We start from the raw sequence: 12,572 nt of genomic DNA, 5'->3' as shown, positions 1-12,572 counted from the left end.
TAAAAATGACAACAAAAACGCTTTGTACATGGCGAGAACAACTTTTAGCACCTTTGGATGAGGCTAAAATAAGTAGCCAGCTTGATGAAAATAACGCCGATTGGGAATATATCGAAAGTGAAATGATAAAATTTGGTTCACTAAGCCACAGCACTTTAGATATTGATGATATTCAGCGTCGAGCATTACAACTCTTTGCTACACAAACTAAAGACTTTCGCTTACTTGTCCATTTTTTAAGAACGCTACAACATGCTGCGGTTCCTGAAGGGCTAGTCATTGCTGCCACGGTTGCCAGCGCCTATATGCAACATTATTGGGATACAAGTTCTCCCAGTAATCCACGTTTAAAACTACGCTTAGCACAGCAAATTATTAAACGTTTTGAGTCAGTCAAAAACAGTTTTTGCCAGCAAGCCTCATCTGAACAACGTGATGATATTTTGGGTGAATTTGCCTATTTAGCTCAATTTTGGCACACCAATCAGCCTAATTTATCCACGCAAATGGATGAATTAAGCCAAGCGTATCAACATATAGAAAACACACAAAAATCGGCCATTACAGTTGAAAAAAGTATAAAAGCAGAACCCATTAATGAAGTAAAAACATCGCCTCAAACCTCAGTAAGCGTGACTTCACAGGCAGAGCAACCTTATGTTGAAATTAATCAAAGTGATGACCGCCAATGGAAGCAGACACTATTAAAAGTCGCTGGCATTCTTTGTGAACAAACGCCTAATGATGCGGTCGGTTATCGCCTACGCCGATATGCTATTTGGCACAATATTCAAACACTTCCCATAAGCGATAAACAAGGTAAAACCCCTTTAGCTGCCGTGGCGATTGATAGAGTAACTGATTACAAAGCACAACTCTCACAGCCGTCTATCTCATTACTCAATGATATTGAGCAAAGCTTAACGCTAGCACCTTATTGGTTAGATGGGCATTTTATGGCAGCTCAAACCGCACAACTATTAGGGCTAATTGATGTTTCATCAGCCATTGCTCAAGAGCTTTCACTATTTTTAATAAGATTACCTCAGCTTAATCATCTCTATTTCTCTGATATGACTCCCTTTATTTCAGAAGAAACTCATCTATGGCTGGGAAGTTTAGAAAACCAAGCTAACAATAAAGTAAGCCCTTCGTTATCACTACACAATGAGCAACAAGAAATTATGGATTGCTTTGAACAAGAAGGACTTAATGCCGCATTATTAATGATTGATAACGCTATTTCAGTAGCGACTGAACCCCGTCAACGGTTTTATCTACAATTACTTTCTGCACAACTTTTTGAAGCGTCAAAAATGAGTTCCATCGCAAATGTTTATTTTGATCAGCTTTATCAAGATGCACTTCGATATTCATTATCAGAGTGGGAACCCAATTTATTAAATCAATTAGCATCAAAAATGGAACATCAACAGAACTCGTTTTCTCATAGGGAATAATAATAATGAATTGGTCTTTTCTTTCTGGAAAAAAAATAGCAGATTTTATAAAAAAAATTTTCTTTTCTGATAAATCAAAAATTAAATCCCTATTTTTACTTTTAGTTGCTTTAATTCCTGCATTGTTTGTTATTTGGATCTGGTGGTGGGGAGCAAACTATGAATTTAAAGGTGATTATCCATTACGCTCACTTAGCGCACGTTGGTTAGCTACTGTTATCACTATTTTAGTGGTTGTCAGTTGGGTTGGAATTGCAACATGGCTTCGAGTTAAAAAACTTGAAGGGCTGAAATTAGAGGTAGAATTAGCCATTGTTGACCCTGTCCGTAATGATATTGAACACCAAACTCGTTATTTAAATTACTGGAAATCGCAGTTTATTAAACATCAAAATGGACACACCAATGCGCTTTATCAAAAACCTTGGTATTTTGTTTTAGGTACTGATGAAAGTGGCAAAAATACCTTATTAAAAAATAGCTTAAATACCTTAGATATTGCGCCTATTGAAAATATTGTTAGCGAACAAAAACTGCCTTTACATATAAAAATGCGACTCGCCGATCAAGCGATATTATTAATACCTGAAGGGAAGCTAATTACACAGCCTAACCTCATTTTAGAAAAACCAAAACTTTATCACCGACTATGGAATGAATTACTAGGTTGGTTGAATGAACATCGTGCTCGCCAACCAATGAATGGCATTATTCTTACTATCGATATATTACAACTACTGACAAACAACAAAGAAAAAAATAGCCAATTTATTGCCTCATTACATATGCGGTTACAAGAAATTCGCATCGCATTTAATAGTCAATTACCTATTTATATCGTATTTACAAAACTCGATTTATTACAGGGATTTGATGCGATGTTTCAATCATTAGAAACGAAACAACGTGATGAAATTTTGGGTGTGACATTTCAATTAAATAACAAAAATAGCTGGGAAAAAGAGCTGAACACATTTTGGGAACAATGGGTAAGCCAAATGAATAGCGCCCTTCCTGAGATGATGATTAATCGTGTAGATGAAAGCCAGCGCACTAAGTTATTTAGCTTTATCAGACAAATTCAAGGGTTGAAAATCAATGTAATCAATCTAATTGATGCTTTAACATCTAGTGATAAACAACAAGATATTCAATTACGTGGTGTATATCTCACATCAGCAACACAAGTCGGGCAAGTTGATAATATCTTTAGCCAAACAGCATCTGTGCAATATCATTTACCAACAGCACCTTTAGCCACTTGGCCAATTGCTGAAACTCACAGCTATTTTACACAATCGCTTTTTCAAGATGTTTTACTATCAGAGCCCAACTTGGCTGCTGAAAGTCAATTCTGGCTTAAAAAGCATCGTAGAAGAGTCCTATTAGCTTCTGTTATCAGTTTTGTTGGTATTATCGCTTTGTGGAATGGCTGGAGCCACTATTACAGCAAGAACTATCAGTCTGGTGAAAATGTACTTAATGAAGTAAAAGCCTTTCGCGCTTCTGATACCACAATAACGACAAATACGGCGGGAAAAGAGCAACTTGCTGTATTAAATCCGTTATTAGATGCCACATTAGCTTACGGTAATTATCGTGAGAAAAGTGACCTATTTTCTGATCTTGGGTTATATCAAGGAAAGAATGTCGGCCCTTATGTCGAAAATGTTTACCTTCAATTAATAACAGAACATTATTTGCCTTCAATAATGAATTCTTTACTTGTTGAGTTAAATAAAGCCAAAGCAGGGAGTGAGGAAAAATTAGAGATATTACGCATTATGCGCATGCTTGAAGACAAAAGTGGACGCAATAATGAGATTGTTGAAAACTTTATGGCTAATTATTGGAGTCACTTATTTACAGGCCAGCGTAATATCCAATCTCAATTAATGTCACATTTACAATACGCATTAAAACATACCGATTGGCAAGCTCAACGTAAAGCTGGAGAAACAACGGCAATTAATGCTTTTGCGCCTTTTACTCAACCCATTAATACAGCACAAAAAGAATTGAGCCGTTTACCTCTTTATCAACGTGTTTACCAAACATTACGCCTTAAAGCAAACCAAGTGCTTTCATCACCATTAAATATACGTCATCAAGTTGGCCCTAGTTTTGACAGTATTTTTGCTGCTATAAATGAAGATAAACTTCAAATGCCTCAGCTTCTTACACTGTATGGGTTAACAAACTACTTTACTCAACATAATGATGAATTGGTGGATCTGACCTTTTTAGATGCATGGGTCTTAAATTTAAGTACAAACACTCAATATAGTGAAAATGATCGAAAAGAGATCCAACGCCAAATCACTGAACAATATCTTAATGATTATACAGCTCAATGGCGTGCTGCCATCAGTAACCTTGAAATAAGGGAGTTTGAATCACTACAAGATGAAATTAATGCATTAGAACAAATTATTAGTGGTGAACAACCAATACGACGAGCATTACAAGTATTAAGAGATAATACAACATTACCAAAAATAGATAGTTCACTACCTGTTGCTGACCAAAAAGCATTAATGGATGAATTAAAATATAAATTACTCATACGGCTAGATAAAGAATTTGCTCCTCAAACTGAAATTTTAGTCAGTAATAATGGTGAAAACCTGCAAAATCTTAATCAAAAATTAAATGAATTACATCGTTATTTATTAGGCATTTATAATTCACCCGTCCCGGGTAAAGCTGCATTAAAAGCGGTGACATCCCGTCTTGACGATAATAATCGTGACATTATCTTTGAATTATCTCAATCAGCGAAAACATTACCTGAACCAATGAATCGTTGGGTAGGTCAATTAGCAGATCAAGCTTGGAATGTTGTACAAAAAGAAGCAATTCGCTATATGGAAGTTGAGTGGAATGAAACCGTTGTTAAGCAATATCATACCTACATTATAGGTCGTTATCCGTTTAACGCAGCGACGACACAAGATGTACCTTTAAGTGAGTTTGAACGTTTTTTTAAGCCTAACGGTACATTAGATAGCTTCTACCAGCAAAATCTACGCCTTTTTGTTGAAAATAATTTAATTGAAAACAGCGATGGTCAATCACTTATTCGTCCAGATGTATTAGAACAACTTGAAATAGCAAATCGAATTAGAAATACATTCTTTAATGCACAAGGCAATTTAGAAGCGCAATTTGCTATTGAAGCGCTATCACTAACAGGTAATAAGCGTCGTAGTGTTTTAAATCTTGATGGTCAATTGCTTGATTATTCACACGGCAGAAGTCATACCGTGCATATGGTTTGGCCCAACTCAATGCGTTCAAATGTTGAAAGCAAACTCACCTTAGTACCCATTTCTGGCGATAAATCACCGCGAGCTATTTTATTTAGTGGTCCTTGGGCACAAATGCGACTGATTAATGGCGGCAGACTTACCAACATAAAACCACATTCTTTCGATGTGAAATTCACTCTTGATGGTGGTGATATGACATATCGGATCACAATCGATGAATCTAATAATCCTTTCTTTGGTGGATTATTTACGCGTTTCAAATTACCAGAAACTCTTTATTAACTGATTTCCCCTCATATTTATGAGGGGATAGGATCTTTCATGAATACGCCAAAAGAAAAATTTGTGATAAAAATTGCAGGCTCTCCTTTAGATATCCCTGAATTTATTGCATTAAAAGCGGAATTTAATAAACTCAATCATCCTTCTCAGCCTGAGATCAGTTGGACACTTATTGAGTCTCTTTCATTAACGTTATTTAAAACTCACGGTATCGACTTGCAAAGTGGCGTTTATTACACGCTTGCTCGTCTTCATCTTAATGGGCTAAATGGTTTTACTGAAGGATGTGAATTACTTGCCAATATTGTGGTGAGTCAATGGGATAACCTTTGGCCTTTCCAATCAAACCATCGATATGATGTATTGAATTGGTTTAATACCAAAGCAGGGGCTTTATTACGTCAATTAACCTTTTCTCCTTCTGATTTACGTTTAATTTATCGTTCAGAAAGAGCTCTACAATTAATTATTGATCAAATTGCTCATACAGATTGGCCGAAATTACCAAAGCTAGAAAATTTACTCTGGTTTTTCCAAAATGCAGCAAAAACCTTAGAGCAAACAACAAAAAATACAACACAAAAAAGTAATAATGCTACGGTTAAGATCCCCCCTATTGTCTATATCAGTCCATCTGATGAGATAAAAGAAAATAATACGTCTAAACCTAATCCCATCACCGAAGTCGTTTTATATGACGATCCTCCTATTGAGAAAAAATCAATGAGTGCAAAAAAAGGTTTTTTTATTGGATTATTCACTAGTAGCGCTATTTTTTTTGTTATTGGTGTATCGCTGTATTTGCCGATGCAAAAAGAGTTATCTGCCATTACATCTCAACCTGAAGGTGCCATTACACAGTGGTTATATCAACCGAATATTAGTTCATACGCAAATAACCTTATTTTAATGGAAAAACAGTCTCCTCTATTTGCTTTAAGAAAATCAGATCATATGCTGGAGGTAGCTAAAAAGCTTTGGCCTAATAATGCTGATCAATCTTACGCAACACGACAATGGCAAAATATCCTCACTACACGATTAGAAAATGCGCCTATTGACAGCAGTTGGTCTGATACCAATAAATTAATTCAACAACTTTCTGACAGAATTGTTCAACAAGAGCGTAATCGAGGCAGTTTCACTCTTTCTTATTTAAAAACTGCTGTTTACGAAATACAAAAAAGTCATAATAAAGCTATTCCAATTGAAAACAAACTGTATGAATTTTCACAGACAATAAATAAAGAGCAGAGTATTTCACCCGCATTAATTAATAATCTTGATGCAGACGTTAATGGATTATTAGCACGATATTATTTTCTTCAAAAAGAAGCAGAAGAATTAGGATTAAAGCCTTACTCTTATTAAAAACAACAAAAAATCATGGCAGATATTATTTATTATTAATAAGGTAGATATTAGATTAACATGAGTGAAATTAAATACTTAAAAGAAAGACAATACCTACAAAAACTGGCAAAAGCCTACGCACAAAAAAAACCACACTTAGCAGAAGTCTTAGAACCAGACGATCCACAAACAGGTTATTTAATGGAAGGATTTGCTTTTCTTTCTGCTCATTTGCAAGAAAAAATTGATGATGCATTCCCTGAAATTACACTTCCTTTATTACAACGATTAGGCTCTCAGGCAATTAAAGGTGTGCCATCAACATCAATTATTCAAATTAGCTGTGAAAAAGAAATTAATTACAGTTATTTTATTCCTAAAAATAGCAGTGCATTAGGTGATAATAATACATGCTTTTCAAGTTGTCGTGATTTATATATTGAGCCTTATTCTCTTACTGAGAAAAAAGTGACACATCAACCCAATAAAAGCTGTATCTCTTTAACCTTTAAATATCTTGGTAATATCGAACATACACAATCTTGTTCTCTTAATTTATTTCTCAGTCCAATAAAAAATATTGCAGATACTTTGTTGCTTGGATTAACTCAACATTTTGACTATATTGAATTAAAACACGCAGATCAAAATTATCATGGTGATAACGCAACATTTTGTTTTAATACTCAAATAGGTGAAAAATATCCTATTTTTTCACAATCAGAAAATACCCCAAAAGCACCACAACAATTACTTGAAGGATTGTATCTTCCTCATGTTCATCACTTTATTAGCTTAGATATTCCAACTATTATAAAGAACTTAGATTGGCAAAAAAGCACTAAATTTACGATTAATATCTATTTAAATAAGCAAATTTCACTAACAGAAGAGCTGTGTAAAAACTGCTTCTTACTTAATTGTGTTCCTTCCGTTGATAAAGAGAAAGAACATACTGTTATTATTGATTTTCAAGAGAATAAGTCGTCTTATTTATTACCGATCCCTGATAACCACTATCTTTCAAGTTTATCTGAAATCATGCTATCACTTGAACCTCATGAAAAAGAACGAGGTCTTTATTGTCATTTTTATTCAATAACAGAGTTAACTTCAGCATCTCGTCTACTACCTCAATATCAAAATTCTCTTTTTTATTCATTAACTATAGATAAAGATATTACTGGACGCACATTTTACATTATTCATTTTTATGATAACAAAGGTGAAGCACTTATCTCGCCACCTAGTTTACATTTTTCTTGTACCTATATTGGCTTTGAAAAATATAAGGATAACAGTATTGGTGTATTAAATGCACATAGTGAAAATATGCCTGATAATTTATTACTCACAAATATCACACCATTATCAGAATGTTTCCCTCCTATTGTTGATGATAAATGTTATTGGCATTTATTATCACATTATAGTGCTAATGCCTTTATGCTAATGTCTATCTCAACAATAAAAAATATGCTGAGTGATTATTTAATTTATACGGAACTAGATAAACAGATCACAAGAAAAATAAAAAGTTCATTAGACGGATGTATTGATTTAAATAGCTATACTTATGATTATATTTTAAAAGGCAAGCCACACCGTTGCTTATCTTTAACCTTAACCATTGATATTAACTATTTTGACAATGAAGGAGATGCATTTGTTTTCGTTTCACATCTTTATCATTTTTTCCCATTTTGTTTGTCAGAGAATATGTTATTGGAAATGAAAATTAAATTTAATACTGATGATAATTTAAAATGGTTTTTATCACCATCCCCATTAAATGGTCACAAATCATTATTGTGATCATAAGGAGCCTTTAATAGGGCTCTTTTTGATTTTATTTTTTAAATCAATCAAAGCAATATAATGAGTTATATTATCTTTTTTATTTAAATATGTTCATTTATTTCAATTAAGATATTACAACAACTTTATTGCGTTAACATGAATATAAAGATGATTTTAAAAAATAATTGACATAATTAATTACTGGATAGAAATATAAGATATCAAAAATATAAATTGATAATAAAAAACCTGAATCATTGAAATCTAGCTTATTAGGCATAAACACAAAATAAGTGTATTTTTTTCTCCATCTCATCACCACAACTCTATAAAAGAGTAGTTTCACTTCTCATATCAAATCCACTTAAATAATATTATTCTTATTTAATACTCTTATTTCGTCATTAACAAACGAAAAAACCATTAAATGCTGACATAATTTATCTAAATAGTTGTTTTAGGTAAAACGGTTTAAATCTTTTAATAAGCAAATATCAATAGACAGCAACTATCAATAATTGATTTTTGATCGCTAATATCGATCTTTAAGTGTTTTTACGCTACTATCTTTTTAAAAAGGAGAAGTAAATATGAACGCAATTAGTATTGTGGTAGGTCAACGAATTAAGCAGAAAAGAAAACAATTAAAAATAAGCGGTGTTGAAATGGGACGGAAGCTCGGAATAAGCCAGCAACACTATTCACGTTTAGAAAATGGCCATATAAAAATAACGGTAGATCAATTAATTACCATAGCCCTAATATTAGGAGTTTCTCCACAAAGTTTATTGATCCATTCTGAAGTAATGTCCCCCATGATAAATACATGGGCTAAAACAGCCTTATCATCAAGTGATATTGTTGTCTCAAGAAATAGAAAACGTCGCAGTCTTAAATAAAAAATAAAGAAAATTTTCTAGCGTTAGCTGATTTAACATCTAAGCTATTTTAACGAAAAAAAACGTCGCGACTTTTTGCTTTCTTTCAATTAGATAAAATATTATCCACTTACATAATCAATCGATTGATTTTTTTGTTAAAACAAAGAATCAATTGTTAATATTTTTAGAAATTGAATGTTTTAATGGAATTTCTAGCACATGAGATAATTTTCTATTAGAGCCTTCTATCAAATAAGCTACTATTTCTTCTGATGATAACTCATCGACTTCTCAATATTAAAATACTCACCTAGCCAATAAATAAGCTCTGAAGGAAAAATTTTTAATTTTATCTTGCCACCATAAATCGGATGACTTGATATTAGAGTAAAGCTCCCTTTCGCGAGATTTGTTATTTCTTCTCACCCACCTCAATTATTTCTTGAGCTGTTTTACCATTTATTTTTCTATAAGTAGTTTTTTCAACTTATCCTTATTATTATCTACAACAAAAGTCACTGGCATTTAAATTTTAGCTCGTATTTTTTTGTAACTTAGCATCATCTTCAGGATTTAAATTTTTTCTCATTATAGCGCTAATTTAATTATTACAATCTATTTTATTGATTTTATTGTATTAATAAGAGGAAAGTGTGTGTTTTCTGGGCGATCCCGTTGACACCACACTTTTAGTGAATGGTTATATTTACTGCTTAAATAGATGTTAATCTACTCTAGTATTTCATTAACCGTATTACAAGAGATCAGAGACTGGGAAAGTATCGAAATGGTTAGAAGGTATGCTCACTTAGCACCACCATTTGACAGAACATGCACGACAAATTGATGACGTTTTTAATGAGAACGACATAAATACGACACAAAACAAAAAACAAGTTGGATTAAAATTAGCGCCCTACAGGATTCGAACACGAGTCAATTAACATTGTTTTATAATGAAAATATCGTGTTCGATAAATTTTATACCAACAAATATACCAACAATTATTTTTCTATAAAATAATTACGGCTTCTAGTTTACACTAAAGGCCCCGTTTTCATGAGCTCACAATTATGTAAACCAAAACTTTATCAAATTGCATGCCGACTTTCAAAACACCCATACATCTTTTCTGTCATCACCCACAGCGCCTTATTCAACTTAATATCCCCATCAATGCTATTCACTGAACGAGTGCGAGCTCGCTTGCCTTTCGCATTTCTACCCGATAGTCCCCCTTTAATTAAGTTTTCCTGTAAACGTTGGTATACCGTCCACAGATCATCTTTCTTATCCTCCCAGCGACGAGGCTGTAATACTTGTTCCTCAGTAATAGGTTGATGTTCCTCACCATAACGATACGTAAGTGCAGCTTGCGCTAAGGCTTGTTGTGCTTGTGAAGATAACAATAGTGATTGCATCTGTTCTCGCTTTTCAGCAACAGTCTCAAAGGTGTCTATGTAGTGGCATAGTTAATTTGGTCACCAACTCAGAGGTGATATCATCACTTCATAAACAGATAGGTGATAATTATGGCAAAACTCATAAGACGACTTTTCAGTGCAGAATTCAAACTTGAAGCAGCTCAACTGGTGCTTGATCAAAGCTACTCCGTAGTCGAGGCCGCCAACGCGATGGACGTCGGTAAATCAACCATGGACAAGTGGGTTCGGCAACTCAAGCTAGAACGCAAAGGTATTTCACCAAAAGCGTCGCCCATGACGCCAAAATAAGTAGAAATCCGTGAATTGAAAAAGAAAATCGCACGACTTGAAGAGCATAATGAAATCTTAAAAAAGGCTACAGCGCTGGTGATGTTGGACTCCCTGAACAATTCTCGTTGTTCGAGAAACTCAGTCGGCGCTTTAGTATTAAACAACTGTGTAACGTGTTCAGTGTTCATCGCAGTAGCTATCAATATTGGCGTCATCGCTCAAAGGCACCATCAGCGGAGCAAATACGGCTTAGGGCTCTTGTTCGAGAAGCCCATGAAAGCAGTCACGGTTCTGCTGGAACTCGTACTATTGCTGACATTGTATCGAATACAAAACAGGTTCCTTTAACGCGCTATCGTGCAACTAAATTAATGAAATTACTTGGCTTTGTGAGTTGCCAAACACCGAAGCATCGATATAAAAAAGCGACTCAAGAGCACGTTGAAATACCTAATCATCTACGGCGTCAATTTGCGGTCACGGAGCCAAACCAAGTTTGGGTGGGTGACGTAACGTATATTTGGTCAGGTAACCGTTGGATGTATCTTGCTGTTGTGATGGATTTATTTGCTCGAAAACCCGTTGGTTGGGCGATGTCATTTTCACCGGATAGCCAACTAACAGGAAAAGCATTATCAATGGCTTTTGAATCAAGAGGTAAACCAAGAAATATCCTGCTTCATTCAGATCAAGGAAGCCATTATACAAGCCACCAATATCGCCAATTATTATGGCGTTATCAGATAAAGCAAAGTTTATCTCGGCGGGGTAATTGCTGGGATAATGCGCCGATGGAGCGATTCTTTCGAAGTTTAAAGACAGAATGGGTCCCCATTTTAGGCTAACGTAATTTTATAGAAGCACAGCAAGAAATAACCCGATATATCATCGGGTATTATAGCCAGCTTAGACCTCATCAATATAACGGTGGCTTAACGCCCAATGAATCAGAACGATTGTATTGGGAAAACTCTAAAACGGTGGCCAATTTTTGTTGACCACTACAGTATAGCTTTAAATGACACTGCTTGTCAGGCTCTTAAGGAGCAAATAGGAAACCATCATAAATGGGTATTTGTTCACACTGAATCAAAAAAGAGACCGGACGGAACATTAACGCCATGTATTAGAAAAATGCGAGTTGATTCTAACACAGCATGGAGAACTGCTCTAAAAAGAGCTGGGATAGAAAACTTCCACTTTCATGATCTGCGACATACATGGGCGAGTTGGTTAATTCAATCTGGCGTACCACTAACAGCGTTACAAGAAATGGGTGGTTGGGAAAGTATCGAAATGGTTAGAAGGTATGCTCATCTAGCACCGATCCATTTGACAGAACATGCACGTAAAATTGATGACGTTTTTAATGATAACGACACAAATACGACACAAAGCAAAAACCAAGTTGGATTAAAATTAGCGTAACTCATTGATTTTAAATGGCCCCTACAGGATTCAATATAAAGACATATCATACTGATTATATTTGATTTAAATTCATTCAATTTTGTATCATGCCCCCAATTATGCCCCCTTTTTGTTTTGTGACTAAAAAATTAAGAGGTTCAGGCTTCAGTTTTCCCAAAGTCACCAGCATTGCATAAATATCATCAATAGTAATTTTATTGCAGATAATGAAATGCTGGCCAGAAATAACCATCCCCGTGTTTTTCACTGCTTCCATTTCAAATAGAGCAATAGTAACCCAAAAAATATTTTACACTCGTTTTTTTGACTTTTACCGAGGCTCTCCCGATTGAGAAAATATTATTTAGTACAGAAAAATAATACTCCACAATCTGGAT

Annotated in this window: 5 protein-coding genes and 4 pseudogenes; 8 read left to right on the top strand and 1 reads right to left on the bottom strand. The window is 34.5% G+C overall.

The features are described from left to right. Positions 1-5: 5 nt before the first annotated feature. From tssA to GWI68_RS20260, 6 genes and pseudogenes are all read left to right on the top strand, one after another. Positions 6-1,460 carry a type VI secretion system protein TssA gene (gene tssA / locus GWI68_RS07430; RefSeq protein ID WP_166539848.1) on the top strand — a complete coding sequence of 485 codons (1,455 nt, stop codon included), beginning with the start codon at positions 6-8 and terminating at the stop codon, positions 1,458-1,460. A 5-nt stretch (positions 1,461-1,465) separates the two neighbouring features. Further along, positions 1,466-5,014 (top strand): type VI secretion system membrane subunit TssM, encoded by a 3,549-nt coding sequence (gene tssM / locus GWI68_RS07425; RefSeq protein WP_166539847.1) that lies wholly within the window; start codon positions 1,466-1,468, stop codon positions 5,012-5,014. Positions 5,015-5,053: 39 nt separating this feature from the next. Then, entirely contained in the window at positions 5,054-6,385 is a 1,332-nt protein-coding gene (locus GWI68_RS07420) for a VasL domain-containing protein (RefSeq protein ID WP_166539846.1), read from the top strand. Positions 6,386-6,445: 60 nt separating this feature from the next. Further along, positions 6,446-8,182, top strand: a complete 1,737-nt coding sequence (locus GWI68_RS07415; protein ID WP_166539845.1) for a type VI secretion system baseplate subunit TssF — start codon at positions 6,446-6,448, stop codon at positions 8,180-8,182. A 575-nt stretch (positions 8,183-8,757) separates the two neighbouring features. Next, entirely contained in the window at positions 8,758-9,066 is a 309-nt protein-coding gene (locus GWI68_RS07410) for a helix-turn-helix transcriptional regulator (RefSeq protein WP_166539844.1), read from the top strand. Positions 9,067-9,772: 706 nt separating this feature from the next. Continuing rightward, positions 9,773-9,992: pseudogene (locus GWI68_RS20260) on the top strand (hypothetical protein); the annotation flags it as partial. Between the two features lie 148 nt (positions 9,993-10,140). Here GWI68_RS20260 and GWI68_RS07405 read toward each other — a convergent pair. After that, positions 10,141-10,509: pseudogene (locus GWI68_RS07405) on the bottom strand (DUF932 domain-containing protein); the annotation flags it as partial. 72 nt (positions 10,510-10,581) lie between these two features. On the opposite strand from GWI68_RS07405, the pseudogene GWI68_RS07400 reads away from it, so the two are divergent. After that, positions 10,582-11,762 (top strand): annotated as a pseudogene (locus GWI68_RS07400) (IS3 family transposase). Positions 11,763-11,772: 10 nt separating this feature from the next. After that, positions 11,773-12,192 (top strand): annotated as a pseudogene (locus GWI68_RS07395) (tyrosine-type recombinase/integrase); the annotation flags it as partial. Positions 12,193-12,572 lie beyond the last annotated feature (380 nt).

Source organism: Proteus sp. G2669 (assembly GCF_009915245.1).
Taxonomy (GTDB): Bacteria; Pseudomonadota; Gammaproteobacteria; order Enterobacterales; family Enterobacteriaceae; genus Proteus.
Note: the sequence above shows the minus strand (reverse complement) of the source record. Positions and strands in the feature narration are given on the sequence as shown.

What these genes read in the sequence shown, in the direction of transcription:
- GWI68_RS07410 (WP_166539844.1), top strand. Translation starts at nt 8,758, where the DNA reads ATGAACGCAATTAGTATTGTGGTAGGTCAACGAATTAAGCAGAAAAGA.
- GWI68_RS07420 (WP_166539846.1), top strand. Translation starts at nt 5,054, where the DNA reads ATGAATACGCCAAAAGAAAAATTTGTGATAAAAATTGCAGGCTCTCCT.
- GWI68_RS07415 (WP_166539845.1), top strand. Translation starts at nt 6,446, where the DNA reads ATGAGTGAAATTAAATACTTAAAAGAAAGACAATACCTACAAAAACTG.
- tssA (WP_166539848.1), top strand. Translation starts at nt 6, where the DNA reads ATGACAACAAAAACGCTTTGTACATGGCGAGAACAACTTTTAGCACCT.
- tssM (WP_166539847.1), top strand. Translation starts at nt 1,466, where the DNA reads ATGAATTGGTCTTTTCTTTCTGGAAAAAAAATAGCAGATTTTATAAAA.